Source organism: Glycomyces sp. YM15 (assembly GCF_016918015.1).
Lineage (GTDB): Bacteria > Actinomycetota > Actinomycetes > Mycobacteriales > Micromonosporaceae > Glycomyces.
On the sequence record NZ_JAERMK010000003.1, the window covers coordinates 283,728 to 309,018 of the forward strand.

Annotated in this window: 22 protein-coding genes and 1 tRNA gene; 11 read left to right on the forward strand and 12 right to left on the reverse strand. The window is 70.3% G+C overall.

Annotated features, from left to right (window positions below):
• The first annotated feature begins 39 nt into the window (after positions 1 to 39).
• From JHY01_RS05660 to JHY01_RS05675, 4 genes are all read left to right on the forward strand, one after another.
• On the forward strand, positions 40 to 723 hold the full coding sequence (locus JHY01_RS05660; protein WP_205324625.1) for a PadR family transcriptional regulator: 684 nt from the start codon (positions 40 to 42) through the stop codon (positions 721 to 723).
• Positions 716 to 1,786 (forward strand): inositol-3-phosphate synthase, encoded by a 1,071-nt coding sequence (locus tag JHY01_RS05665; protein WP_205324626.1) that lies wholly within the window; start codon positions 716 to 718, stop codon positions 1,784 to 1,786. Before JHY01_RS05660 ends, JHY01_RS05665 begins: the two co-directional genes overlap by 8 nt.
• A 111-nt stretch (positions 1,787 to 1,897) precedes the next feature.
• Positions 1,898 to 3,247 (forward strand): MFS transporter, encoded by a 1,350-nt coding sequence (locus JHY01_RS05670; protein ID WP_205324627.1) that lies wholly within the window; start codon positions 1,898 to 1,900, stop codon positions 3,245 to 3,247.
• Positions 3,202 to 4,185: a peptidylprolyl isomerase gene (locus tag JHY01_RS05675; RefSeq protein ID WP_205324628.1), complete on the forward strand. Its 984-nt coding sequence runs from the start codon at positions 3,202 to 3,204 to the stop codon at positions 4,183 to 4,185. The genes JHY01_RS05670 and JHY01_RS05675 overlap by 46 nt, the downstream gene beginning before the upstream one ends.
• Before the next feature lie 7 nt (positions 4,186 to 4,192).
• Here JHY01_RS05675 and JHY01_RS05680 read toward each other — a convergent pair whose 3' ends face one another.
• The 6 genes from JHY01_RS05680 to JHY01_RS05705 form a co-directional block, all read right to left on the reverse strand.
• A complete protein-coding gene (locus JHY01_RS05680) occupies positions 4,193 to 4,876 on the reverse strand; it encodes a 1-acyl-sn-glycerol-3-phosphate acyltransferase (protein WP_205324629.1) in 684 nt (227 codons plus the stop codon).
• 202 nt (positions 4,877 to 5,078) lie between these two features.
• Positions 5,079 to 5,687, reverse strand: coding sequence for a bacterial proteasome activator family protein (locus tag JHY01_RS05685; protein ID WP_205324630.1), 609 nt, complete (start codon positions 5,685 to 5,687; stop codon positions 5,079 to 5,081).
• A 156-nt stretch (positions 5,688 to 5,843) separates the two neighbouring features.
• Positions 5,844 to 5,926 (reverse strand) — tRNA-Leu (locus JHY01_RS05690).
• 87 nt (positions 5,927 to 6,013) lie between these two features.
• On the reverse strand, positions 6,014 to 6,991 hold the full coding sequence (locus tag JHY01_RS05695) for an asparaginase (protein ID WP_205324631.1): 978 nt from the start codon (positions 6,989 to 6,991) through the stop codon (positions 6,014 to 6,016).
• 21 nt (positions 6,992 to 7,012) lie between these two features.
• Positions 7,013 to 8,068, reverse strand: coding sequence for a folate-binding protein YgfZ (locus JHY01_RS05700; RefSeq protein ID WP_205324632.1), 1,056 nt, complete (start codon positions 8,066 to 8,068; stop codon positions 7,013 to 7,015).
• Positions 8,065 to 8,505, reverse strand: coding sequence for a Fur family transcriptional regulator (locus JHY01_RS05705; RefSeq protein ID WP_205324633.1), 441 nt, complete (start codon positions 8,503 to 8,505; stop codon positions 8,065 to 8,067). The genes JHY01_RS05700 and JHY01_RS05705 overlap by 4 nt, the downstream gene beginning before the upstream one ends.
• 306 nt (positions 8,506 to 8,811) lie before the next feature.
• On the opposite strand from JHY01_RS05705, the gene JHY01_RS05710 reads away from it, so the two are divergent.
• Complete coding sequence (locus JHY01_RS05710) at positions 8,812 to 9,666, forward strand: aminotransferase class IV (RefSeq protein ID WP_205324634.1); 855 nt, start codon at positions 8,812 to 8,814, stop codon at positions 9,664 to 9,666.
• A gap of 320 nt (positions 9,667 to 9,986) precedes the next feature.
• Here JHY01_RS05710 and JHY01_RS05715 read toward each other — a convergent pair whose 3' ends face one another.
• The 3 genes from JHY01_RS05715 to JHY01_RS05725 form a co-directional block, all read right to left on the reverse strand.
• The gene (locus JHY01_RS05715; RefSeq protein ID WP_205324635.1) at positions 9,987 to 11,348 is read right to left on the reverse strand and encodes an FAD-binding oxidoreductase; all 1,362 of its coding nucleotides are present in this window, start codon (positions 11,346 to 11,348) and stop codon (positions 9,987 to 9,989) included.
• Positions 11,349 to 11,493: 145 nt separating this feature from the next.
• On the reverse strand, positions 11,494 to 12,465 hold the full coding sequence (locus JHY01_RS05720; RefSeq protein ID WP_205324636.1) for a hypothetical protein: 972 nt from the start codon (positions 12,463 to 12,465) through the stop codon (positions 11,494 to 11,496).
• A 540-nt stretch (positions 12,466 to 13,005) separates the two neighbouring features.
• Positions 13,006 to 13,944 (reverse strand): hypothetical protein, encoded by a 939-nt coding sequence (locus tag JHY01_RS05725; protein ID WP_205324637.1) that lies wholly within the window; start codon positions 13,942 to 13,944, stop codon positions 13,006 to 13,008.
• A 220-nt stretch (positions 13,945 to 14,164) separates the two neighbouring features.
• Here JHY01_RS05725 and JHY01_RS05730 point away from each other — a divergent pair, with 220 nt between their 5' ends.
• Positions 14,165 to 16,063, forward strand: a complete 1,899-nt coding sequence (locus JHY01_RS05730) for a hypothetical protein (RefSeq protein WP_205324638.1) — start codon at positions 14,165 to 14,167, stop codon at positions 16,061 to 16,063.
• 104 nt (positions 16,064 to 16,167) lie between these two features.
• Here the strand turns inward: JHY01_RS05730 and JHY01_RS05735 are convergent, their stop codons facing one another.
• Positions 16,168 to 16,629, reverse strand: a complete 462-nt coding sequence (locus JHY01_RS05735; RefSeq protein ID WP_205324639.1) for a hypothetical protein — start codon at positions 16,627 to 16,629, stop codon at positions 16,168 to 16,170.
• A 92-nt stretch (positions 16,630 to 16,721) separates the two neighbouring features.
• Here JHY01_RS05735 and JHY01_RS05740 point away from each other — a divergent pair, with 92 nt between their 5' ends.
• Positions 16,722 to 17,945, forward strand: a complete 1,224-nt coding sequence (locus tag JHY01_RS05740; RefSeq protein ID WP_205324640.1) for an arginine deiminase — start codon at positions 16,722 to 16,724, stop codon at positions 17,943 to 17,945.
• A 102-nt stretch (positions 17,946 to 18,047) separates the two neighbouring features.
• On the opposite strand, the gene purD is transcribed toward JHY01_RS05740, so the two are convergent.
• Positions 18,048 to 19,268 carry a phosphoribosylamine--glycine ligase gene (gene purD, locus JHY01_RS05745; RefSeq protein WP_205324641.1) on the reverse strand — a complete coding sequence of 407 codons (1,221 nt, stop codon included), beginning with the start codon at positions 19,266 to 19,268 and terminating at the stop codon, positions 18,048 to 18,050.
• Between the two features lie 364 nt (positions 19,269 to 19,632).
• On the opposite strand from purD, the gene purB reads away from it, so the two are divergent.
• The 4 genes from purB to purL all read left to right on the forward strand — a co-directional run bounded on the left by purB (position 19,633) and on the right by purL (position 24,373).
• Positions 19,633 to 21,051, forward strand: a complete 1,419-nt coding sequence (gene purB / locus JHY01_RS05750; protein ID WP_307814268.1) for an adenylosuccinate lyase — start codon at positions 19,633 to 19,635, stop codon at positions 21,049 to 21,051.
• Between the two features lie 108 nt (positions 21,052 to 21,159).
• Positions 21,160 to 21,405: a phosphoribosylformylglycinamidine synthase subunit PurS gene (purS, locus tag JHY01_RS05755; protein ID WP_205324642.1), complete on the forward strand. Its 246-nt coding sequence runs from the start codon at positions 21,160 to 21,162 to the stop codon at positions 21,403 to 21,405.
• A complete protein-coding gene (gene purQ / locus JHY01_RS05760; protein ID WP_205324643.1) occupies positions 21,402 to 22,100 on the forward strand; it encodes a phosphoribosylformylglycinamidine synthase subunit PurQ in 699 nt (232 codons plus the stop codon). The genes purS and purQ overlap by 4 nt, the downstream gene beginning before the upstream one ends.
• Positions 22,097 to 24,373, forward strand: a complete 2,277-nt coding sequence (purL, locus tag JHY01_RS05765) for a phosphoribosylformylglycinamidine synthase subunit PurL (RefSeq protein WP_205324644.1) — start codon at positions 22,097 to 22,099, stop codon at positions 24,371 to 24,373. Before purQ ends, purL begins: the two co-directional genes overlap by 4 nt.
• Positions 24,374 to 24,517: 144 nt before the next feature.
• Here the strand turns inward: purL and JHY01_RS05770 are convergent.
• The coding region (locus JHY01_RS05770; RefSeq protein ID WP_205324645.1) for an IS630 family transposase at positions 24,518 to 25,291 on the reverse strand (774 nt) is incomplete at its 5' end.

Here is a 25,291-nt window from a genome sequence, read left to right on the forward strand (position 1 = left end):
CATCAGCGCGTTAGATCGCCGTGTGAGAGGAGGGACGCGATGCTCGAGCTGGCCATCCTGGGACTCCTGCACGAGACCCCCATGCACGGCTACGAGCTGCGCAAACGCCTGCTCGCCCTGCTCGGGGCCATCAGAGCCGCGTTCAGCTACGGCTCCCTCTACCCGACGCTCAAACGCATGCGCATGCGCGGGCTCATCGCCGAAGAAGCCCCACGAGAGGGTGCGGCAGAGACCCCGCTGCTCACCGGGCGCCGGGCCCGCAAGGTCTACCGGCTCACACCCGAAGGCAAAGAGCACTTCGCTCAGCTCATGGCCGACGCCGGCCCCGAATCGGCCGACGAGGCCCTGTTCGGGGTGCACTTCGCGTTCTTCTCCCGCACCGACCCGGCCACGCGCCTGCGGATCCTCGAGGCCCGCCGCCGCCGCGTCGAGGAGCGCCGCGAGCGCATCCGCGAGGCCCTCGCCCGCACCGCCGAACGGCTCGACGCCTACGGGCTCGAACTCCAGCGGCACGGGCTCGAGACCGCCGAGCGGGAGGTGCGATGGCTCAACGAGCTCATCGCCTCCGAGGAGAGCCGCCGCCCCGAGCGGCACGACGACTTCGGCGAGCCCTTCGCCGAACCGGGACGGCACCAGGCCGTCACGGAACAGGGAACACCCGATCCGGCTGCGAGCGCCGGAGACCCAAATAAACAAGGCAAAGGAGGCATGCGCGATGGGTAAGCTGCGCGTAGCCATTGTCGGCGTGGGCAACTGCGCCAATTCGCTGGTCCAAGGCGTCGAGTACTACCGCGACGCCAAGCCCGAGGACCGGGTGCCGGGCCTCATGCACGTCCAGTTCGGCGACTACCACGTGAACGACATCGAGTTCGTCGCCGCATTCGACGTCGACGCCAAGAAGGTCGGCCAAGACCTGGCAAGCGCGATCTTCGCGTCGGAGAACAACACCATCAAGTTCGCCGACGTGCCTCCGACCGGCGTCCCGGTCCTGCGGGGCCCGACCCACGACGGCTTGGGCGAGTACTACACCGAGATGGTCACCGAGTCCTCCGACGAGCCGGTCGACGTCGTCGCCGCGCTCAAGGCGGCGAAGACGGACGTCGTGGTCTGCTACCTGCCCGTCGGCAGCGAGAAGGCCGCGAAGTTCTACGCGCAGGCCGCGATCGACGCGGGCGCCGCGTTCGTGAACGCCCTCCCCGTGTTCATCGCCTCCGACCCCGAATGGGCCCAGAAGTTCACCGACGCGGGCATCCCGATCGTCGGCGACGACATCAAGTCGCAGGTCGGCGCCACCATCGTGCACCGCGTACTGGCGAAGCTGTTCGAAGACCGCGGCGTGCGCCTCGACCGCACGTACCAGCTGAACTTCGGCGGCAACATGGACTTCATGAACATGCTCGAGCGCACCCGCCTCAAGAGCAAGAAGATCTCCAAGACCCAGGCCGTGACCTCGCAGATCCCGCACGAGATGCTCGGCGCCGACGTGCACATCGGCCCCTCGGACCACGTCCCGTGGCTCACCGACCGCAAGTGGGCGTACATCCGCCTGGAGGGCACCACCTTCGGCGACGTGCCCCTCAACGCGGAACTCAAGCTCGAAGTGTGGGACTCGCCGAACTCCGCGGGCGTCATCATCGACGCCGTCCGCGCGGCGAAGATCGCCCTCGACCGCGGCCACGGCGGCCCGGTCGAATCGGCCTCCAGCTACTTCATGAAGTCGCCGGCCAAGCAGTTCTCCGACGAAGAAGCTCGCATCTCCGTCGAGAACTTCATCGCGGGCCTGTAGACCCGACACGCACCCAAGGGGGACTCCGACTGGAAGCCCGAGCCGGATTACGGCTCGCGAGCTCGCCGAGAAGGGGTCCCCCCGGGCATTCACCGGAGTTATCCTCGGACAATGCGCACCGACGGCCACGTTCGGAACCTCGCGAGCAACCGCCGATTCCGGCACCTGCTGGCGGTGCGGCTGACGTCGCAAGCGGCCGACGGCATGTTCCAGGCCTCCCTCGCGCTCTCCGTCTTCTTCAACCCCGCCCTCGGCGAAGCCAGCGACCCCTTCCGCTACGCCGCCGGCGTCGCGATCCTCCTCGGCCCGTACTCCCTGCTCGGGCCCTACGTCGGCACCGTCCTCGACCGCTTCAGCCGCCGCAACCTCATCGGCGGCGCGAACCTCGTGCGCGCCGCACTCATGATCGTCATCGCCCTGACACTCCCCGGCGGCTTCAACTGGTCCTGGGTGCTGTGCGCGATGATCGTCCTCGCCGCCAACCGGTTCGTCCTCGCCGGACTCGGCGCCGCCCACCCCCAGGTCGTCCCCGCCAAAGACCTCGTCACCGCCAACTCCCTCGCCTCCACCCTCGGCGCGCTCGCCTACGGCCTCGGTCTGGCCACCACCGGCATCGCCAAACTCCTCGACTCCGGCGTCTCCTACTCGATGCTCGCGCTGGCCGCCGGGGTCGGCTACCTCGCCTCGGCGTGCATCGTGGGGGCCTCGTTCCGCAGCGCCGACCTCGGCCCGCCGGAGGACGCGAACGCCGCCACCGGCCTGTGGCGCGGCATCGCCCAGACCAGCTCGGGCATGTGGGAGGGGTTCAAGCACCTCGGCCGCCGCAGAGGACCCGCGCTCGTCATGGCCGTGCAAGGCCTGCACCGGTTCCTGTACGGGATCGTGTTCATCATCGCGATCGCCCTGTTCATGGGCTTCTTCTGGGACGTGCAGTCCGACCCGACCCGCACCACCACCATCTCGTGGCTGCTCGTCCTCGCCGTCCTCGGCAACGTCGGCGTCCTCGCGGCGGCCATCGCCACCCCGCGCGCCACCCGCGTGTGGGGCCCCAAGAACTGGATCGTCGTGCTCATGGCGCTGTGCGCGCTCGTCGTCGCCGCGCTCTCGAGCACGATGCTGCCGGTCATGTTCGCCGTCGCGGTCCTCCTGGTGAACATCGCCTCCCAAGGCCTCAAGATCACCGTGGACACCAGCATCCAGCGCGGCGTCGAGGACGCCTACCGCGGACGCGTCTTCAGCGTCAACGACACCGTCTACAACGTCGGCTACCTCGCCGGCCTCTTCGCCGCCGCGTTCGTCGTCCCCGAGAACGGCTACGCCCCCGGCACCCTCGTCGGCGTAGCGCTCTCCTACGGTCTGATCTGCGTCGGATACGCCTACCTCGCGCGAGACGAGGCACCGTACGATGCTCAGACATGGAGCCCCGCCGCGACCCCAGCGAGACCGACCACGAACCCGTAGCGTCGAATCCCTACCGCGGAACGGCGCCGTGGCAGCGCGAGGGCACCGGCAGCTGGAAACGCGGACTCGCCGGACTCGGCGCGGTCGTCCTCACCGCCGGCTCGATCGCCGCGGTCACCTGGCTCGCCTTCCGCGACGACGGCGGCGACGCCGGCGAGACCGGCGACGTCATCGCCCGGCAGTGCACCGTCACCGAAGCCGACGACGCCGGGCAGGGCGCCGACCCGATGGAACCGGGCACCCCCGCCGAACGCTCCCTCGCCACCGTCCAGACCAACTACGGCGAAATCGTCGTCCTCCTCTGGGGCGACCTCGCCCCCTGCGGCGTCCAGGCCTTCACACACCTCTCCCAGACCGCGTTCTACGCCTCCCACGAATGCGACCGGCTCACCACCCAGGCCGTCGCCCCGACCGCGATCCTCCGCTGCGGCAGCCCCGGACTCGAGCCCGGCGCCGCCGCTGAGAACGGTGAGGAATCGCACGGACCGGGCTGGCGCTACCAAGCCGAGACCGGCATGGCCGGCAACGACGTCGCCGACGTCCTCGCCCTCATCACCGACGACCAGGGCCGAGCGGGCAGCTCCTTCGCGCTCATCCGCGGCGCCGCGGTCCCCACCCCCGGAGTCAGCATCATCGGCGGCATCGTCGACGGCTACGAAGTGCTCGACCAGATCGCGGCCCTCACCGAAACCGTCGAATACGACGGCGCACCGCCCGTCCCGGTGGAGATCTGGGGCGTCACCATCAGCGACGTCGACGGCCTCCCGACCGCCCCCGCACCGACCACCGAAACCCCTGCGCTCCCAACGGGAACCGCGACACCGACCGGCACCGCCGCCACCGCGCCCGGAAGCACCCCCAGCGGCACCCCCACGGGCACGACCACACCCACGGGAACCGCCACGCCGACCGGCGCCGCCACCACCACCGGCGGCTGACGAAACGTCAGTCGGAAGCCTCGGAACTCGAACCGTTCCGCTTCGCGTACTTGTCCACGTACTCCTGGCCCGTCAACCGGCGGATCGCGTCCATCACCTCATCGGTGACGGCACGGATCACCACCCGGTCGTTCTCCATGCCCTTGTACCGCGTGAAATCGAGCGGCTTGCCCACCCGCACGCCCACCGGCGCCACACGCGGCCGCGACTCCCCGATCGGCAGCACCTTCTCCGTCCCGATCAACCCCACCGGGATCACCGGCGCACCCGACGTGAGCGCCAACCGCGCCACCCCCGGCTTGCCCCGGTACAGCCGCCCGTCAGGCGAACGCGTGCCCTCCGGGAAGATCGCGAACACCCGGCCCTCCTCGAGCACCTCCAGCGACGGCTCCAGCGAAGCGGCGCTCTTGCGCCCGCCCGAACGGTCCACCGCCACCTGGCCCAGCGCCTTCACCGTCGACGAGATCAGCTTGCCCTTCAGACCCGCACCCGTGAAGTACTCGATCTTCGCCATCGTCGCGATGTGCCGCTTGGTGGTCAGACCCAGAAAATAGTGGTCGGCCACGGAGAGGTGGTTGGACGCCAGAATGACCGGACCGTCCTCCGGGATGTTCTCTTTCCCGTCGATCCAAGGCCTGTAGATGAGCTTGATGGTCGGCGCGGCCGTCCATTGCAACGTCTTGTACAGCACCGTGTTCAGCTCTCCAGTGGTCTCACCCCGACTGCGGGAGACGTCGGGGTCGCGCAAATTAACGGCTCGCGGGCTTCGCCGTGGCTACCAATTATGGCTCGCGCAACGCACCAGGCGAAACCCTCGAACCACACCGGCCCCCGCCGCGGGCGCGGCCGGACCCGCCGGGAAGGCAGGCCCGAGTCTAAGGCATGAGACAGCCCTACAGGTACTGACCAGGGTGGTGGTCGCGATCGTCACCGCGCGCCGCCCGCTCCGCCATCACGGCCCGGAGCTGCGGCGGAAGGTCCTCACCCGCGGGCAGCGCCTTCAACTCGCCCGAACGCATCTGGTCCAACTGCAGGCGCGCGGCCATCTGCTGCGCCACCAGCGCCGCCTGGATGCCGTGGAACAGGCCCTCGAGCCAACCCACGAGCTGGGCCTGAGCGATCCGCAGCTCCGCCTCGGTCGGGATCTCATCGGCACTGAACGGCAGCGACAGCCGCTCCAGCTCGTCCCGGAGCTCCGGGGCCAGCCCGGACTCGAGCTCGGCGATGGAGCGGGCGTGGATGTCGCGCAGGCGCTGGCGTCCCTTGGCGTCGAGGTCGGCGGCGCGGACCTCTTCGAGCAGCTGCTTGATCATCGAGCCGACGCGCATGACCTTGGCGGGCTCGGGAACGAGCTTGGTCGGGTCGGACTCGTAGCGGTCCTCGTCCTCGACGTCTGCGGGCTCGGCCTCGGTCTTCACCGGATTGCCCTCGGCGTCGACGATGAACGGCTGCTCGTCGGACTCGCGTTCGCCCTGCTCCGACTTGCTGTTCGCTTCACTCATGGTTCGGTGTGGCCCCACTCGTCTCGATGCTGATCCGGTTCCCTCCCGAGCCTAACGCGCAAGGTTCGCGGGGTGTTCCCGCTCGCGTCCGGCCAGGAGGCCGGGCTCTTGGAAGAAGTGAAGGGCCCGGAGGTCGAAACCTCCGGGCCCTGTCGGTGCGCGAGGGGGGACTTGAACCCCCACGTCCTTACGGACACTGGCACCTGAAGCCAGCGCGTCTGCCATTCCGCCACTCGCGCGAGTGTTGGTACTTGCAACGCGACGATACTACCGTGCCCGGACCTGGGTGTTCAACGGGGTATTGCCCCGGTTGAGTTGCAGGCCACTCACAGGAGGGTGCGCAGGCGCCCGACCGGTTGGTCGCCGCCGACCACTTCCGGCCACAGGAGCGCGTCCACCTCGGGCTTGGCCTCCGCGGGGATCTCGAGTCCGGCGATGGTGGTGAGCGCGCGCAGCGCGACGGGCGTGGAGGCCCGGCCCGCGCCGTCGTCGATCTTGACGGCGACCGCGCCGACGCCGGGAGCGGCGAGCACGTGGACGCCTTCGGCGCCGCCCTTGGCGAGCAGGCCGGGGAGGGCGGTCATCATGCGGTGGTCGGGACCGCGGGTCCCGTCGATGAGCTTCGGGTTGGCGCGCATGGCATCCGCGACGCGGCGTTCGTTCGTGCCCGCGGGGGCTTCGACGAGGCGCGAGAAGGCGCGGGCGATCCCGGCGAGGGAGACGGCGAGGACCGGGGCGCCGCAGCCGTCGACGCCGATGGTCTCGACCTCGTCGCCGGTGAGCTCTTGGACGGTGGTGATGACGAGCCGCTGGAACGGGTGCTCGGGATCGCGGTAGGTCGCGAGGTCCCAGCCGTTCGCGGCGCAGGCCGCGAGCATCCCGGCGTGCTTGCCGGAGCAGTTCATGTAGACGCGGCGGGGCTCCCCGCCGTCGGCGACGACCGTATTGCGGGCGGTGGGGTCGCTCGGCAGGTCGGCCGGGCATCGGAGGTGGTCCTCGTCGAGCCCGGCGCTGCCGAGCACGGAGGCGACCTGGGCGAGGTGGAACGGTTCGCCGCGGTGGCTGGCCGAGGCGATGGCGAGGTCGGCCTCGGTGCCGGGTGCCCAGCCGGCGCGGAGCATGGCGAGGGCCTGCATGGGCTTGTTGGAGGAGCGGGGGAAGACCGCGGAACCGGTGTCGCCGATCGAGGCGAGGAGGTTTCCGGAAGGGTCGGTCACGGCGACGCTGCCCCGGTGGAGGCTCTCGGCGAATCCGGACCTGACGATCTCGGCGACGGGTTCGCCGCCGCGGTAGGAAGCACTCATACCGCGAGGTTAACCGCAGTGTCACTGGCGCGCTGCCTGATCACCCACGATGAGACGCGCGTCAGTGTCGTCGGCGACGTTCCGCTTGAGCAGGGCGAGCGCGATCTGGCCGAGCTCGTAGTGCTGCACGGCGGTGCCGATGGTGCCGACCTGCTTGTCGCCCAAGGTGATCGGAGTGCCATGGGCGGGCGGGTGCTCGTCGGTGCCGTCGAGGTGGAGCATGACGAGGCGGCGGGGCGGCTGGCCGAGGTGGTGGACCTTGGCGACGGTCTCCTGGCCGCGGTAGCAGCCCTTGTTGAAGTGGACGGCGCGCTGGAGCCAGTGGTGGACCTCGTGCGGGACGGTCTTCTCGTCGGTGTCGATCCCGAAGGCGGGCAGGCCGGCCGCGACGCGGAGGGCGTCCCAGGCCCAGGTGCCGGCCGGGGCGGCGTCGCCTCCGAGGACGAACGAGTCGATGTCCTCGTAGCGGACGCACAGGTCGAAGGTGGGTACGCCGAGTGCGTCGGTGCGGCGGATCCATCCGGTCGTCGAGTCGAGCGCGTCGCCCGGGTAGAGCGCGGTGGGGGTCAGTGGGACCTCCCGCTGCACGAACTTCGCTGCGGGGACCGGCTGCACGACCGGAGCCGACTCGTCGGCGTCCTTGAACGTGTAGGTGAACAGGGCCCAGGTGCCGTTCTCGTCGCGGAGGTCGACCTCGGTGCGGAACTTCATGAGCTCCAAGTACTTCAGGAGCGGCTCGCCGCGGCCGGGCTCGGTGTCGAGCCAGGTGGACCGGCCGTCGTCGAAGACGTTCATGTGGTGCTCGACCCGGCCGGTCGGGGAGAGGACCAGCGCCTCGGTGCCCTCGTGGGGCTTCAGGGACTGGAGGTGCTGGGTGGTGAGCGAGTGCAGCCATTCCAGGCGGGCGGCGCCGGTGACCGAGATGAGGTCGCGGTCGGAGCGGTCGAACAGCGCGCCGGACGCCATCGCCTTGCGCTGCTCGGTGAGCGGCCCGCCGTAGTGCCAGGCGGTGCGGCCGCTTTCGGTGGCGACGGCGCCGGGAAGGCTGAGCAGCGGGGACGGGGTCGTCTCGGTCATCGTTCCTTCTCCAGGCATTCGGCGCAGGTCCCGAACACGGCGACGTGGCCGATGTCCATGACGAACCCGCTGGCGTCGGCGACTTCCTCGCGCGCGTTGGCGAACAGGGAGGGGTCGACTTCGGTGATCCGGCCGCAGCGGTGGCACACGAGGTGGGCGTGGCCGCGGTCGCCTGACAGATGGTACGTCGGCGCGCCGTGGGAGAGGTGGGTGTGGGAGACGAGCTGGAGCTCTTCGAGCAGGTCGAGGGTGCGGTAGACGGTGGTGATGTTCACACCTTCGACCTGGCCGCGGATGCGCTCGTGGATCTGCTCGGGGGTCGCGTGCCCGAGCGCGCGGACCGCTTCCAGGACGAGCTGGCGCTGCGCGGTCATGCGCAGGCCCTTGGCGCGCAGCACCGCGGCCAGTTCGGTCTCCGCCTCGGCTTCGGTGGGCATAGGTGCATCGTACTGCGCCCGCGAGGGGACACGTTCGGGTGACAAGGGCGCCGCGGGGGCCGGTTCTTGTCGGTCCCGCGGGGGATATTTGCGCCGGACCCTTCGTTCCCCTCTCGTGGTGGGTGGGGGTTGGTGGACGGGGGTCCACCCGGGGCCGATGCGGCCTGGCTGCGGCGGCTGCTGACCCGGCACGCCTGGCGGCGGCCGCGGGGTCGACGGGCCTCGCGACGGCAGCGTCGGGGTCGACTCCGGGCCGACACGGCCTCGCGGCGGCGGTCGCGCTGCAGCGAGGAGCAGAATGAGTTCATGGCACTAGTGACCGCAGTACTGCACCGCGGCGTCGTCGACTCCGACGCGCCGCTCCTGTGCGCCGACGACCTCGGAGTCCTCCGGGGCGACGGCGTCTTCGAGACCATCAACGTCCGCGCCGGTCAGGCGTTCCTCCTTTCGGAGCACCTCGACCGGATGGCGAAATCCGCTCGCCGCATAGAGTTCGAGCTGCCCGCGAAGGCCGACATGGCCGAGCTGGCCGAGCAGGCCCTGGAGGCCTGGCGCGAGCGGGCCGACGGCGAGGGCGCGCTGCGCCTGGTCGCCACCCGCGGCCGCGAGCACGGCGGCCCGCCCACCGTCTACGCGACGGTGGACCCCGTTCCGCGCGAGCGCATCCTGCCGCGTCGAGACGGCCTGAAGATCGCCACGGCGACCCTGGGGGTGAATGCCGACGCGCGGGGCGAAGCCCCGTGGCTTCTAGGCGGCGTCAAAGCCCTGTCGTACGCTTCGATGATGGCGGTGACCCGCTGGGCGAAGACCCAGGGCGCCGATGACGCCCTGTGGGTCTCGGCCGACGGCTTCGCGCTGGAGGGCCCGACCTCGTCGCTGCTGTGGCTGGAGGGCGAAACGCTCTGCACCACGCCGACCTCGGCGGGGATCCTGCCGGGCACGACGAGCGCGTACCTGCTGGAGCAGGCCCCGAAAGCGGGCCTGAAGACGGTGGAGAAGCTGATCTCGTTGGGGGACTTGAAGAACGCCGAGGCGGCGTGGCTGAGTTCCTCCGTGCGAGGTGTGGCCTTCATCACCCAAATCGACGGCGAGCCGGTCGCTCAGCGCCCTGACATCACCGCTGAGCTGGACAAACTCGCGGGTTTCGAGGTTCCCGAGTAACGGTTTGACATCGTTTCCCAGGTTCTTCTCAGGCTCAGCACAGGCCACGCCCAGAGACGGTCCTCATAGTAATGAGTGTTCCGGTCACGCCGACAAGCCAAACGGACGGACATGGGCAGTCTTCCGGGAGGCACGGAACAATCCGGGGGCACAAAGCCAGTAAGGGCAATCGGGCACAGCCCTACTGGTGCCAATGAAAAGTGGAGCTCCTCCACTTTATCGGGGCCGCAGCGAATGGGCAAGCGCTGCGGCCCCATTAACGTGTAACAGGATCGACACGAAACCGTATCGGCCGCACCAGAACTCTGAGTCCGTACCGCTCAACCTGCGAGGACTTTTCCGGGGTTGAGGATGCCGAGCGGGTCGAGCGCGTTCTTGATCCGCCGCTGCACGGCGAGATTCACCGGGTCGAGTTCCTTTGTGAGCCAATCGCGTTTGAGCATTCCCACGCCGTGCTCACCGGTGATGGTGCCGCCCATGGCGAGTGCCATCTCGAGGATCTCGTCGAACGCGGCCCGCCCGGCTTCGAGGGAGTCCGGCTCCTCCGGATGCACGATGATGTTGGGGTGCAGGTTCCCGTCCCCCGCATGGGCGATGACGCCGATGACCACGCCGTGCCTCGCCGCCGCGGCCTGCACGCCGTCGAGCGCTTCGGCCAGGCGCGAGCGCGGGACCGCGATGTCGTCGACCAGGACCGTGCCCAGCCGCTCCATCGCGTGATAGGCGCTGCGCCGCGATTCGAGGAGCGCGTCCGCCTCTTCGGCATCGGTCGCCCGGTACACCTCGGAGGCGCCGGACGCATTGCAGAGCGCTTCGATCGCGGCCAGTTCCTCGGCCGGGTTCGCGTCGGCGGCCACGAGCAGCATCGCGGCGGCCTCGGTCGGCAATCCCATGGGGCGCAGGTCTTCCAGTGCCCGCAGGTGCACGTTGTCGATGAGTTCGAGCAGGCTCGGCTGTTGACCGGAGGCCATGATCGCGGTGACGGCGCGACCGGCGTCGGCGGTGGTGGCGAAGACCGCCGCGAGGGTGAGCCGCCCGGCCGGGACGGGCGAGAGCCTCACCGTGGCCTCGGTGATGATCCCAAGGGTCCCTTCGGAACCGCAGAAGAGCCGCACCAGGTCGTACCCGGCGACGCCCTTGGCGGTCTCGCGGCCGCAGCGCATGACCTCGCCGGAGGCGAGTACGACTTCGAGGCCGATCACGTATTCAGGGGTGGTCCCGTACTTGACGCAGCACATGCCGCCGGCGGCGGTGGCGATGTTCCCGCCGATGGTGGAGATCTGCCATGAACCCGGGTCGGGGCTGTAGCGGAGCCCGAATTCGCTCGCGGCGCCCGTGATCGCGGCGTTGAGGACGCCGGGCTGGCAGACCGCGAGACGGTTCACGGGGTCGATCGAGAGGATCCGGTCCATCGGCGAGACGTCGAGGAGGATCGCGCCGTCGACGGCGGTGGCCGCCCCGGCGAGCCCGGTGCGCGCCCCTTGCGGCACCACGGGGGCGCCGAACTCCGCGGCGACGCGCATCGTGGCGCTGACCTCCTCGGTCGACCGCGCCCGGATGAGCGCGACCGCCCGGCCGGGCGGCACGAGCGCCGCGTGGTCCACCGAATGCGAGGCGAGGACGTCCTCATCCGTGACGGGCTCGAGCCCGGCTCCGGTCAACGCGGAGATCAGATCGCTCATCCCGCGAGGGTAAGGCCCGCAGTTCCCCGTCCACAAACCCCCACCCACCACTGGAGGGGAAAGCAGGGTCCGCCGCAAATATCCCGCCCGGGGCCGACAAGAACCGGCCCCAGCGGCGACCTTGTCACCCGAAAGAGCGAACCGCCTACGTGTCCAGGTCGGTCTCGACGACCTCGCGGATGATCTTCGCGAGCTCCTCGACCCGCTCGATGCCCTCGTCGTCCGTGGCCGATCCGCCGGTGAGGATCGCGATCTTGACGGGCTCCTCGGACTCGCCGTCGATCACGCCGATCGAGTTCACCACCCACTCGCCGCCCATCGCGTCCCGCGTGTCCCAGCCGTTCTTCATCCACACCGTCTCGCCCTCGGCCGCCGCGGCCGAGACGCCCCACTCCTGCGACTGCGACAGGTCGCCCATGAGCGAGCGCGCGTACTCGACCTGCTCGGCGTCGAGCACGTCCTCGTACAGCGCGAGCTCCAGCACCCGCAGCTGGTCGACGGCGGTCGTCTGGGTCTTGCCCCACTGCTCGGTCTCGTTCGGGTTCGTGTGCTCGAGCCCGTAGTCGATGTGCGCCTGCCGGATCGCGTCGTGCCCGTCGTCGAACGTGCCCCCGTACAGCATGTCGTTCGTGGCGTCGTTGCTCGAGTTCTTGATCATCGACTCGGCGCGGTCGAGCAGCCAGCCCGGCACCTCGTCGAGCGTCCCGTACGCCTCCAGCACCATCGTGAGGATCTCGACCTTCACGATCGACGCCGTGTCGTGCTGCACCTCGCCCTCGTACGCGAGCTGGAACTCGGTGTCGTCGACGGCGACCGAGGCGTAGAAGTTCTCGTCCTCCAGACTCGTCACGTACTCGCTGACGGCGGCGTCGAGGTCGGCCTGGAGCCGCGCCTGCGCGGCCGCGTGCAGCTCCTCCTCCGAAGGCTGCATCGAGGAGTCGTCCTCGACGGACTCCTGGGAGCCGGGCAGGGTCCCGGCGGCGGCACCGCCGGAGCCGCCGTCATCGCCTGAGAGGTCGACGATGTAGATGACGGCCGCGATGATCACGGCGATCGCCGGGACGGCGAGGAAAGGCCAGAGCCGTCGCGAGGGGGTGTGCTTGGGCTGGGAGGTCACAACAGAAACCTGACTTCAGTGCGGGGGCGCGAACGAGATGCTGCGGCCCACGCTAAAGCAGTCGTCGAAGTGATGACAAGCAGGGTTGATGGAGAGTTCCGTAACGGTTGCACAACACCGCCTGAAACACTCGGTGATACTGCTCTCTCCATGGTCGCTCGCACGGCCGCGACCGGCAACGACGCAGCGCCCGCCGAATCGGCGGGCGCTGCGTTCGAACCTGTGGAACTCGGTAGGCCGTGAGGCACTGGGACTGGCGTTCGGAGTGGGACCTGGGGAGGAAATGACCATCAACGAGCGCCCGAACCTCAGTGCCTCACGGAGACTCCACCGCACCGCGCCTCGGCCGTCCGGCCCGCGAAACGCGGGTCTGGTCGGGGCCGGTGAGGCACCGGGCCGCACGCAGCCGGTCGCGCCGGTTCCGCACACGGCCGCTCGGCACCCACGGCGACGCTTGCGCGCCGTGAAGGTGACGGGCCGGACCATGCACGGGAGCGCTCGCGGCGGCCTGCGGCGCCGGGCTCGGGACGGGTACCGGCGTCATGCCGCCGCCCGCTGCTTGAGAAGGGTGCGCGTCACCGCGGCGGCCATGCCGACCAGGCAGATGATCGCGACGAGGGCCAACAGGCCGTTCGCGCCGTCGGCCACGGCCTTCGGGTCGACCGCCACGATCTCGTCCTCAGAGGCGGGAACGAAGTCGTCCGCGCCGGAGTCCTGCGCCGAAGGCGGCGGGCCGAACGCGTTCACCTCGTCCTCTTCGAGGACCTCCTCCGCAGCGGAGGAGGGCGCTGCGGGCTCGGGGCCCTGCTGGGCCTCGCCGGCGCCATCCGAGACGCCGGCGCCGTCGCCCCGCGAGTAGTCCTGCGGCGCTTCGGCATCGTCCTCCGCGGCGGGAAGCTCGACGTCCTCGCCGGCCTCGTCCTCGCCGGCCTCGTCTTCGCCCGCCTGCGCGTCGTCGGACTGCGCCTCGACGACCCGCACCTGCGCCGACCCGTACTCGGCGAACAGCCCGTGGCAGTTCGGGACCATCGCCACCTCGGCCGAGCGGTTCATCTCGAACACCTGGCTCGCACCCGAGCCGATGTCGTAGACCTCGTCGCCCACGTGCAGCTTCGCGTCAATGCCCAGGTCGTTGCTGTAGCGCACCTGCGAACCCTGCTCGACCGTCAGCTCCGAGGCGTCGGGATAAGAGCTGGCCGAGACCAGCCCGAGGGTGCCGCAGTCGCCGCTGAACACGACCTCGCCGCCGCTGCCCGACTCCTGCTCGTCGGCGGTCGCGATGCTCACCCCGGCCGCTCCGCCGATCGCGAGCATCGAAGCCGCCGAGATCGCCGCCAAGCGCGACTTCCTCCGATGCGCACGCCGGTCCATGGCCTCCTGGATCGCGGGAGCGATCCGGCCGTCGTTCACCGGGTACGGCAGCGGAGGACGCGTCTGGGCCCGGGACTGCTTGCCGGGCTTCGTGGTGTGACTTCCCATGCCTGCGTCTCTCCAACTGCGTCTTCGACCGGATGCCGACCTGATCGTTAGCGGGAATCAGGTCTCAACACCGTTCAACGAGCGGGCACGGGAAAGGTGACGGCCCCGGCCGCCCCGAATCCGGCGCCACGCCCGGATCCGTCCTCATGCGCCCGTATCGAGCGGCGCACCCGTCCGTAGGATGTGCGGGACAGCACCGAGCGAGGACCGCGAGAACCCCATGGCGACGACCAAGCCCGACACCGAGCCCGCAGAACCGCGCGAGCCCGAGGCCCCCGCGCACCCGGGCGAAGCCCCCCGGACCGGCACCGGCGACAGCAGCATCCGCGAACACGAACGCTGGCAGCGCTTCGCCGGCGGCGAAGACCCGCCCGAGACCCTCCCGCCCGGCCGCATGCGCGCCCTCGGCCGCGGCCTCCGCCGCGCCGCCACCCACGAATGGACCCTCGCCGGGCTCTGCAGCGTCCTCCTCGCCCTCGCCATGACCTGGCCCCTCGCGCGCCACCTCACCGATCGCATCCCCCACGACACCGGCGACCCGCTCCTCCTCACCTACATCCTCGGCTGGGTCGGCCACGCCCTCCGCGAGAACCCCGCCGGCATCTGGGACACCAACAGCTTCTGGCCCCTCGACGACGCCTACCTCTTCACCGACACCCTCATGGGCTACGCCCCCGCGGCTCTCCTCGCCACCAGCCCCACCAGCGCGCTCGTCGTCTACAACATCCTCTACATCGGCACGTTCGCCCTCGCGTTCCTCGGCGCCTACGCCCTCCTGCGCCAACTCGGCGCCCGCGTCGCCGGCTCGGCCGTCGCCGCCGCGGCCTTCGCCTACGCCCCCTGGAAACTCGGCCAGGCAGGGCACCTCCAGGTTCTCTCCAGCGGCGGCATCGTCCTCGCCCTCGCGATGCTCGCGCGCGGCCACGGCTACTCACTCCGTGGAGGCTTCAAACCCGAGCGGCAGCGCCCCGGCTGGATCCTCGCCGGATGGCTCACCGCCCTGTGGCAGTTCTCGATCGGCGCGGGGCTCGGCATCCCGTTCGTCTACCTGCTGCTCGGCATCGGCGTGGTCGTGGGCCTCCACTGGCTCGCCAAACGTCCGCGGCTGCGCTGGCAGACCTTGGCCGCCAACGGCATCGGCGGCTCGGTCTTCAGCCTCGGGGTGCTGTGGATCGCGGACAAGCACGCGGTCGTCGCCGGCGACTACCCCGAGGCGGTGCGCGACGCCGAGTACATCAGCTGGTTCAGCCCCACCTGGCAGAGCTTCATCATCGCCCCGCAGGAGTCGCGCGTGTGGGGCGCGGCGCACGAGGCCGCGCGCACGGACCTGACGTGGGCGCCCGAGCAGGCACTGCTGGTCGGCTTCACGCTGGTCGCACTGGCGGCCGCGGGGCTGGTCTGGTCCTGCTGGACGGGTTGGCAGCGGGTCTGGCTCGCGCTGGGCGGCGCCGTCGTGTTCGCGGTCGCCATGGGCCCCAACTTCCTCGACGACGGTTCGTGGGCATGGGCGCTGCTGTACGAGTACGCGCCGGGCTGGGACGCGATCCGCACACCGGGGCGCCTGGCGATCTATTTGACGCTGATCCTGGGGGTGCTCGCGGCGGGGACGCTCACGCGCATCGCGGACGAGGCCGACGACGTGGCGCACCGCGCGCGCGTCGACAGGCGATTGCGGGTGAAGGCGCCCAGGCGGGTGCATGCACTGCTGTTCGTGCCGATCGGCCTGGTCCTGTGGGAGGGGCTCACGGTGGCCCCGTACGTCGAGGTGCCGGAGGCGCCCGTCGACATGTCCACGCTGGAGGGTCCGGTGCTGTTCCTGCCCGCGGGCGGCGGCGACACGAAGGTCCAGTACTGGAGCATCGACGGCTTCCCCGAGATCGCCAACGGCGTCGCGGCGTTCACGCCCGACGAGCAGGCCGGGATCCGATCGATGTCGATGGGCTTCCCGAGCGAGGACGCGATCGCGTCGTTGCGCGAGGCCGGCATCGAGACGGTGGTGGTCCTCCCCGGTTCGCTGCCCGGCAGCGACTGGTCCGGGATGGACACCGAGTCGGACCCGTTCGGTGTCGAGGTGGAGCGCACGGACACGGCCGTGGTGTACGACCTCAACGCCGACTAAGAAACGATATAGACGAAATTACGGATATGTCTCTTAAGGGACCCCTGGCGCAAAAGTACCTGGAGGCGCCGACGTCTCGGTTTCGAACGAGACGTGAGCCCCGCTCAGGCGGGGCCCATCGGCGTCAGGAACGTCAAGGACCCCACCGCGTCCAGGCGCGGCGGCGAATGCAGCGGCGAGGCCGTCACGTCGAACGTGCGGTGCACGCCGCGATGCTCGATCCGCATGAGGCTGCGCTCGAGCGCGTCGGTCTGCAGCGTCTGGACGGGCGCGAGCCGGGCGAGCTCGGCATCGACCAGCGGGTGCGCGCCGGCCGTGAAATCCAGGAAGCGGATGCCCGCGTCGAGGAACCGCGGCATGGCGGACTCCACGTCGGGGCCGAAACCGAGCACATGCCGGGCGGCTCGGGAGACGGCGACGATCCGCGTGTCGGCGGCGAGGAGCAGACAGGCGTCGGCGGAGGCGGCCACGGCGGTGCGCCATGCGGCCAGTGCCGGATCCAGCCTCCTGCCATCAGGTCCGGGCGCGGAGGCCCGCAGCGGGATGACGAGTTCGAGTTGTGTCAATTTGGGCGTCCCGGGGGTAGTCGTAACGCTCAGTCTGTCCACGTTAACAGAGATAAGTTGATCTTCGTCCCCCGCGCGTCTACCCTCAGATCATGAGTGCCAACGACGCGCCTGCCTTCGGTGTCGATTCCGAGGTGGGGCGCCTGCGCAGTGTCATGCTCCACCACCCCGGGGGCGAACTGCGCCGCCTGACCCCGCGCAACAACGGGGCGCTGCTGTTCGACGGGATCCCCTGGGTGGAGCGGGCGCAGGCCGAGCACGACCGGTTCGCGGGGACGCTGCTCGAGCACGGCGTCGAGGTCCTGTACGTCGGCGCGCTGCTCGCGGAATGCCTGGAGCTGCCGGGCGCGCGCGAGGCCGTGAGCGTCTCGGTGACGGCCGACCCGCGGCTGGGGCAGACCCTGGGGCGCGAACTCGCCGCGTACCTGTCTGACCTCGAGCCGGAACGCCTCGCGGCGGTCCTCGTGGAGGGCTTGACGAAAGAGGAGTTCGGCTCCTCGGCATCGTTGCGGCACAAGATGATGCGACCCACCGAATTCGTGATCGACCCGCTGCCGAACATGATGTTCACGCGGGACTCCTCGGTGTGGATCGGCGACGCGGTGGCCGTGACCAGTCTGGCGATGCCCGCGCGGCGCCGCGAGACCACGTTGACCGGCCTGATCTACCACCACCACCCGCGCTTCGCGGACGTGCCGAAGCTGTACGACCCTTCGCTCGAGCACCTGGAAGGCGGCGACGTGCTGGCGCTGGCGCCCGGCGTCCTGGCCGTCGGAGTCGGGGAGCGGACCACGCCCGCCGGCGCGGAGCGCTTGGCGCGCAGGGCCTTCGAGCGGGGCCGGATCCACACGGTGCTGGTCGTCCCGATCGCGCAGCGGCGGGCGACGATGCACCTGGACACGGTGTGCACGATGGTCGACCGGGAACGGATGGTCATGTACGCCCCGGCCGAGCAGCGCCTGGAGGCGTTCACGCTCACCAGCGCCGACGGCGGCGAGAGCCTCTCCATCAGCGGCCCCAAGCGGTTCCTGGACGCCGCGGCCGAGGCGATCGGCGTCGACCGGATCGAGATCATCCACACCGGCGAGCGGGATGTGGTGACGGCCGAACGCGAGCAGTGGGACGACGGCAACAACACGCTCGCCCTCGCACCCGGTGTGGCGGTCGCCTACGAGCGCAACACGGTCACCAACGCGCGCCTCGAACGCGCCGGCATCAAGGTCATGACGATCCCGGGCTCCGAACTCGGCTCGGGCCGCGGCGGCCCGAGGTGCATGTCCTGCCCGATCTCCCGCGAGGAGCTGAACGGGGCGTGAGCCCACCGGTTCGCGGGCAGTGACCGCGCGCACCGGCGATTGACGTGGAAAGCGAGTGAGTGCCGCCCCGACCGGGGGCGGCCTTCACGCTGCCCGCGGCGCTCAGATGCCGGCGGCGATGTCCTTGCGGTAGTAGCCGCCTTCGAGCTTGACGCCTTCGGCGAGGGCGTAGGCCTCTTGGCGCGCCTGGGCGACCGAGGCGCCGGTGCCGACGCAGTTGAGGACGCGGCCGCCGGTGGCGATGAGCTGGCCGGTGTTGTCGAGCGCGGTGCCGGCGTGGAAGACCCCGGCCTCGTCGGCGCCGTAGAGCGGACGGCCGGTGACGGTGTCGCCCGGGTAGCCCTCGTTGGAGACGACGACGCACACGGCCGCGCCTTCACGCCACCACAGGCTGCCGAACTTGTCGAGCTTCCCGGTCGCGGCGGCGTGCAGGAGCCCGCCGAGCGGGGTCTCCAGGAGGGCGAGGATCGCCTGGATCTCCGGGTCGCCGAAGCGGGCGTTGAACTCGACGACCTTGAGGCCCTTCGAGGTCAGGGCCAGACCGCAGTAGAGGGTGCCGACGAACGGGATGCCGCGCCCGGCCAGCTCGGCCAGGGTCGGCTCGGCGACGCGCTCCATGATCTCGGTGACGAGGTCGTCCGGGGCCCACGGCAGCGGCGTGTACGCGCCCATGCCGCCGGTGTTGGGGCCGGTGCCGCCGTCGCCGATGCGCTTGAAGTCCTGGGCGGGCAGCAGCGCCCTCGCGTGCGTGCCGTCGCTCACGACGAAGAGGGAGACCTCGGGGCCGTCGAGGTACTCCTCGACGACGACGCGCTCGCATACGAGCGCGTGGGCGAGGGCCTGCTCGCGGTCCTCGGTGACGACGACGCCCTTGCCCGCGGCGAGGCCGTCGTCCTTGACGACGTAGGGCGCGCCGAACTCGTCGAGCGCGGCCTCGGCCTCTTCGCGGGTCTTGCAGACGCGCGCGGCGGCGGTCGGGACGCCCGCGGCGGCCATGACCTCCTTCGCGAAGGCCTTCGAGCCCTCGATGAGGGCGGCTTCGCCGCTCGGGCCGTAGACGGGGATGCCCTTGGCGCGCACCGCGTCGGCGACGCCCGCGACGAGCGGAGCCTCGGGGCCGACGATGACGAGGTCGGCCGCGGAGGTCACCGCCAGGGACGCCACGGCGGCCGGGTCGGTCTGGTTCACCGGCACGCAGTCGCCCAGGGCGGCCATGCCGGGGTTGCCCGGCGCGCAGATGAGCTTGGTGACGGATTCGTCTGCGGCCAGCGACGCCGCGAGGGCGTGCTCGCGGCCGCCGGTGCCGATCAGGAGTACTCGCACACCGTCAGTTTACGTGCCGGATACGTGCAGGTAAGCCGCCACGCCGAGTGGTTCCCGGCACTCGGGACGGCGGGAGCGGGTCGTGAACGGGCGACGCGCTCGCCGCTTGTCCTCTTTCGGGTGACAACGGCGCTTCGGGCGCCGGTTCTTGTCGTACCCGCCGGGGATCGTGGGCATTACGGTCCCCTGGGTGGGTGGGGGCTAGGGATGGTCGAACAGTGACCCACCCTTACTAGGGCGGGCATGCGTGCGGGCCATGCGTGGCGCGAGCCTCGCAGATCCCGCCGTGACCCGTGCCGCCGACCGGGTCACGGTCGGCAGCCGACCCTGCGCGGTCGGACGCGCGCAGTGCCATGATGGGCGCGTGACTGCGAATGTGCTCGCCGAGCGTTATGCCTCCGCCTCGATGCGCGACATCTGGGACCCCGTCGGCAAGATCAAAGCCGAGCGGCGCCTATGGCTGGCCGTGCTCAAGGCCCAGCACGACCTGGGCGTCACCGTCCCCGACGGTGTGATCGCCGACTACGAGCGGGTCCTCGACCAGGTCGACCTCGCCTCGATCGCCGAGCGCGAGCGCGTCACCAAGCACGACGTCAAGGCCCGCATCGAGGAGTTCTCCGCGCGAGCCGGGCACCAGCACATCCACAAGGGCATGACCAGCCGCGACCTCACCGAGAACGTCGAGCAGATGCAGGTCCGCCAGTCCCTCGAGCTGGTGCGCGACCGCCTCGTCGCCGCCCTCGTGCGCCTCGCGGCCCGCGCCGCCCAGCACCGCGACCTCGTCATGGCCGGACGCAGCCACAACGTGCCCGCCCAGGCCACCACCCTCGGGAAGCGCTTCGCGACCTGGGCCGAGGAACTGCTGGCCGCGCTCGACCGCATCGAGGACCTGCTCAAGCGGTACCCGCTGCGCGGCGTCAAAGGCCCCGTCGGCACCGCCCAGGACATGCTCGACCTCTTCGACGGCGACACCGCCAAGCTCGCCGAGCTCGAGAGCCGCGTCGCCGGGCACCTCGGCTTCGACCGCGTCATGGACTCGGTCGGCCAGGTCTACCCGCGCTCCCTCGACTACGAGGTCGGCTCCGCGCTCGTCCAGGCCGTCGCCGGGCCCTCCTCCGCCGCGATCACCATCCGCCTCATGGCCGGGGCCGAGCTCGCCACCGAGGGCTTCATGCCCGGCCAGGTCGGCTCCTCCGCCATGCCGCACAAGATGAACACCCGCTCCTCCGAGCGCGTCAACGGCCTCGCCGTGGTGGTGCGCGGGTACGCCGCGATGCTCGGCGAGCTCGCCGGCGACCAATGGAACGAAGGGGACGTCTCGTGCTCGGTGGTCCGCCGCGTCGCCCTCCCCGACCTGTTCTACGCCGTCGACGGTCTGTATGAGACGTTCCTCACGATCCTCGACAACTTCGGGGCCTACCCGGCCGTCATCGGCGCCGAACTCGACCGCTACCTCCCCTTCCTGACCTCCACAAAGGTCCTCATGGCGGCCGTCAAGCAGGGAGGCGGCCGCGAAGACGCCCACGAGGCCATCAAGGAGCACGCCGTGGCCGTCGCCCGTGCCATGCGCGAGAGCGGCCAGCGGGAGAACGACCTGTTCGACCGCCTCGCCGCCGACCCGCGCCTGCCCCTCGACCGGGCCGGCCTCGACGCCCTCGTTGCGAATCCGAGTGAATTCATCGGCGCCGCAGGCGATCAGGTGGATCGCGTAGCCGAAAGAGTGGCTTCGGCGGCGAAATCGCACCCCGAGGCCGCGTCCTACCGGCCGGGAAACATCCTATGACTCGGCTGTGACCTGGCACCGTCCTCGTAGCTCGGCAGTGGCCCTGGTCAGGGCCGGTGAATATGCTTGGCCTGTTGTCCCGTCCATGTGACCGACAGGAGTGCGCCCGTGGCCCGTGTAGTGGTCGACGTGATGCTGAAGTCCGAAATCCTCGACCCCCAGGGTGAGGCCGTCCTCGGGGCGCTGCCCCGCCTCGGCGTCAACGACGTGTCGTCGGTGCGGATCGGCAAGCGCGTCGAGATCGAGTTCGACGAGAACGCCCAGAACGTCGAGGAGCAGTCGCGAGTGATCGCCGACCAGCTCCTGGCCAACCCGGTCATCGAGAGCTTCTCGCTGTCGATCGAGGGCGCATGAGCGCGCGCGTCGGGGTCGTGACCTTCCCCGGTTCGCTCGACGACCGGGACGCCGCCCGCGCAGTGCGCCTGGCCGGCGGCGAGCCGGTCGGGCTGTGGCACGACGACGCCGCGCTCGCCAGCGTCGACGCCGTGTTCCTGCCCGGCGGATTCTCCTACGGCGACGCCCTGCGCTGCGGCGCCATCGCCCGCTTCTCGCAGGTGATGGACACCGTGAAGGCCGCCGCCGCCCAGGGGATGCCCGTCCTCGGGGTGTGCAACGGCTTCCAGGTGCTGTGCGAATCGCACCTCCTGCCCGGGGCCCTGGTGCGCAACGCCCACCTGCGCTACCGCAACCGCCCCGCGCGCCTGCGCGTCGAGACCGCCCACACGGCGTGGACGCGTCTCTACGAGCCGGGCAGCGAAGTGGTCTTCCCCGCCAAGCACGGCGAAGGCCGGTACGTCGCCGACGAGGCCGTCCTCGACGAGCTCGAAGCGAGCGGCCGCGTGGTCTTCCGATACCTCGACAACCCGAACGGCTCGATGCGCGACATCGCCGGGGTGACCAACGAGGCCGGGAACGTCGTGGGCCTCATGCCCCACCCCGAGCACGCCGTCGACGAGCTGACCGGCCCGTCGACCGACGGGCTCGGCATTGTCGCCTCCGTCCTGGCCCACCTCACCGGGGCCGTCGACACCAGTGGAGTCAGCCGATGAGCCAGCTCAACGTCGCGATCGACACGGTCGGGGTCGCCGACGCGACCCCCGACGAGAAGCAGCCGTGGCTCGAACTGGGCCTGAAAGAGGACGAGTACCAGCGGATCCGCGAGATCCTCGGGCGCCGCCCCACCCAGTCCGAGCTCGCCATGTACTCGATCATGTGGTCCGAGCACTGCTCGTACAAGTCGAGCCGGGTGCACCTGCGCCAGTTCGGCGAGAAGAACCCGAAGACCCCGCGCCTGCTCGCCGGGATCGGGGAGAACGCGGGCGTCGTCGCCATCGACGAGAACCTCGCGGTCACCTTCAAGGTCGAATCGCACAACCACCCGTCGTACGTAGAACCCAAGCAGGGCGCGGCCACCGGCGTCGGCGGCATCATCCGCGACATCATCGCCATGGGCGCCCGCCCGATCGCGGTCATGGACTCCCTCCGCTTCGGCGCCATCGACCACCCCGACACCGCCCGGGTCCTCCCGGGCGTCGTCGACGGCATCGGCCACTACGGCAACTGCGTGGGCCTGCCCAACATCGGCGGCGAGACCTACTTCGACCCGTGCTACCAGGGCAACCCGCTCGTCAACGCGCTCAGCGTCGGCGTCCTGCCCCGCTCGCGACTCCAGTCGATGCAGGCCAGCGGCGTCGGCAACACCGTGATCCTCATGGGCGCCAAGACCGGCCGCGACGGGATCGGCGGCGTCTCCGTGCTCGCCAGCGCCACCTTCTCCGAAACCGGTGAAGGCGACGCCCGCCCGAGCGTCCAGGTCGGCGACCCGTTCACCGAGAAGCTGCTCATCGAGGTCTGCCTCGAGCTCTTCGACGCCGGGCTCGTCGTGGGCGTCCAGGACCTCGGCGGTGCCGGGCTCACCTGCGCGCTCTCCGAGACCGCGGCCGCCGGCGACGGCGGCATGCACGTCGACCTCGAGCGGGTCCCGCTGCGCGCCAAGGGCATGGAACCGCACGACATCCTCGCCTCGGAGTCGCAGGAGCGGATGCTCCTCATCGTCGACCCCGCCAAAGCCGAGGAAGTGCTCGCGCGCTCGCGTCGCTGGGGCCTGCTCGCCACCGAGATCGGCACCGTCACCGACACCGGCCGCCTCGTGGTCGACTTCCACGGCCAGACCGTCGTCGACGTCCCGCCGAAGTCGCTCGCCGACGAGGGCCCGGTCTACCACCGGCCCATCGCCGAACCGAACGACCTCGCGCTCATCGCCGTCGACCGGGCCGAGACGCTGCCGCGTCCGTCCACCGACGAGGAGATCCGCCAGACCGTCCTCGACATGGCCGCCAGCCCGAACCTGTGCGACAAGTCCTGGATCACCGAGCAGTACGACTCCTCGGTGTTCGGCAACACGGTCCTCGGCACGCCGCACGACGCGGGCGTCATCCGCCTGGACGAGCGCACCGGCGTGGGCATCGCGATCTCCCTGGACGGCAACGGCCGCTTCGCGCGGCTCGACCCGTACGTCGGCGCGCAGCTGGCGCTCGCGGAGGCCTACCGGAACGTCGCCGTCACCGGCGCGACCCCGATCGCCATCAGCGACTGCCTCAACTTCGGCTCGCCGGAGGACCCGCACGTGATGTGGCAGTTCGAGCGGGCCGTCACCGGCATCGCCGACGGCGCGCAGCAGCTCGGCATCCCGGTCACCGGCGGCAACGTCTCGTTCTACAACCAGACCGGCCGCGACGCGATCCACCCGACGCCCGTCATCGGCGTGCTCGGCGTGATCGACGACGTGCACCGCCGCATCCCGCTCGGGCTGGGCAAGACCGGCGACACGATCGCGCTGGTCGGCGAGACCCGAGAGGAGCTCTCGGGCTCCGAATGGGCCTCGGTGAAGCACGGCCACCTCGGCGGCGTCCCGCCGGTCGTCGACCTCGACCACGAGATGAAGCTCGCCGAGCTCCTCTCGCGCCTGGCCCAGAACGAGCAGCTCGCCGCCGCGCACGACCTCTCCGAGGGCGGCCTCGCGCAGGCGCTCGTGGAGGCGATCTGCCACTCCGGGCTCGGCGCGCAGGTGCTCCTGCCCGAGGGCGCGGACCCGTTCACGTACCTGTTCTCGGAGTCGTCCGGGCGGGTGCTCGTGGTGATCCCGCGCGGCCAGGAGCTGGCGGTGCGCACCGCTTGCGAGCAGCGCGGACTGCCGATCACGCCGCTGGGCGTGGCCGACGCGAACACCGACGGCCTGCACCTGAGGGACCACTTCGACATCGGCCGCGAGGAGCTCGAGGCGTCCTGGAAGGGCCGCATCGGCGCCCTGCTGGGCGAGTAGCGCAGCGACAGGGGAACCGCCCCGGGGCTTCGGCTCCGGGGCGGTTTCGTATTCGGCGCATGGCGAAGACCCGGCGCTCGGCTGGTGAGGATCCCCGGTTCTCCGAGCTACTAATCCGGAACTGTGAAGTTGGTTGTTCTGGTGTCATTCCGGTTGGGCGGCAAGGATGTAGGCGAGTTCGGGGTGGTTGAAGAAGCGCTTGACGGTCTCAGGGAGTTTCTGGAGACTGCGCAGGGCGCTGAGTGCGACCCGGTGCATGTCGCCTTCGTTCTTGATGACGGCTTTCCCTATGCGGCCGTTCTTAACGGTGTTCCAGACCAGTTCGTCGGGATTGAGCTGGGGCGAGTAGGGCGGCAGGTAGAACAATCGCAGTCGGCCCTGGGACTCCTCCTCGAACGCCTTGACGATCTTGGCGTGGTGGACACGGGCGTTGTCGACGATGAGGAACACCGGCTTGTCGGTCGTGGCCATCAATCGCTTGCAGAAGTCGATGAACGCGACCGCGTCGAACGAGCCCGACTGCAGTCGGAACCGCAAGTGCCCTTTGCGGGAGATCGCCGAGACCATCATGATGGTCTTGCGGCCCCCGACCGGACCGGTAGCGGTCACGACCGGGGTCTGGCCTTTCCTGCCCCAGGTGGTCCCGGCGTGGAACCCCAGCTGGATGGCGGACTCATCGCCGAAGAAGATCTCGGCGCCTTCCTCGCGGGCCCGGGCGGCGATGACAGGGAAGGTCTCGGTGCGCCATTGCTCGACCACGGCCGGATCCTGGCGGTCCGAGCGATACCGCGGCCGTTGCGGGGTGAATCCCAGATCGGTGAGGATCTGACCGATCCACTTGGGCGAGAATCCAACCCCGAACCGTTCCTTCACCAGGGCTGCAACGATCTCGCGGGTCCACAGGCGCGAATCGAAGCC

Excerpts from the sequence above, each read along its gene's own strand:
- JHY01_RS05660 (WP_205324625.1), top strand. The coding sequence starts at position 40 with ATGCTCGAGCTGGCCATCCTGGGACTCCTGCACGAGACCCCCATGCAC.
- JHY01_RS05665 (WP_205324626.1), top strand. The coding sequence starts at position 716 with ATGGGTAAGCTGCGCGTAGCCATTGTCGGCGTGGGCAACTGCGCCAAT.
- JHY01_RS05670 (WP_205324627.1), top strand. The coding sequence starts at position 1,898 with ATGCGCACCGACGGCCACGTTCGGAACCTCGCGAGCAACCGCCGATTC.
- JHY01_RS05675 (WP_205324628.1), top strand. The coding sequence starts at position 3,202 with ATGGAGCCCCGCCGCGACCCCAGCGAGACCGACCACGAACCCGTAGCG.
- JHY01_RS05685 (WP_205324630.1), bottom strand. The coding sequence starts at position 5,687 with ATGAGTGAAGCGAACAGCAAGTCGGAGCAGGGCGAACGCGAGTCCGAC.
- JHY01_RS05695 (WP_205324631.1), bottom strand. The coding sequence starts at position 6,991 with ATGAGTGCTTCCTACCGCGGCGGCGAACCCGTCGCCGAGATCGTCAGG.
- JHY01_RS05700 (WP_205324632.1), bottom strand. The coding sequence starts at position 8,068 with ATGACCGAGACGACCCCGTCCCCGCTGCTCAGCCTTCCCGGCGCCGTC.
- JHY01_RS05705 (WP_205324633.1), bottom strand. The coding sequence starts at position 8,505 with ATGCCCACCGAAGCCGAGGCGGAGACCGAACTGGCCGCGGTGCTGCGC.
- JHY01_RS05710 (WP_205324634.1), top strand. The coding sequence starts at position 8,812 with ATGGCACTAGTGACCGCAGTACTGCACCGCGGCGTCGTCGACTCCGAC.
- JHY01_RS05715 (WP_205324635.1), bottom strand. The coding sequence starts at position 11,348 with ATGAGCGATCTGATCTCCGCGTTGACCGGAGCCGGGCTCGAGCCCGTC.
- JHY01_RS05725 (WP_205324637.1), bottom strand. The coding sequence starts at position 13,944 with ATGGGAAGTCACACCACGAAGCCCGGCAAGCAGTCCCGGGCCCAGACG.
- JHY01_RS05730 (WP_205324638.1), top strand. The coding sequence starts at position 14,165 with ATGGCGACGACCAAGCCCGACACCGAGCCCGCAGAACCGCGCGAGCCC.
- JHY01_RS05740 (WP_205324640.1), top strand. The coding sequence starts at position 16,722 with ATGAGTGCCAACGACGCGCCTGCCTTCGGTGTCGATTCCGAGGTGGGG.
- purQ (WP_205324643.1), top strand. The coding sequence starts at position 21,402 with ATGAGCGCGCGCGTCGGGGTCGTGACCTTCCCCGGTTCGCTCGACGAC.
- purL (WP_205324644.1), top strand. The coding sequence starts at position 22,097 with ATGAGCCAGCTCAACGTCGCGATCGACACGGTCGGGGTCGCCGACGCG.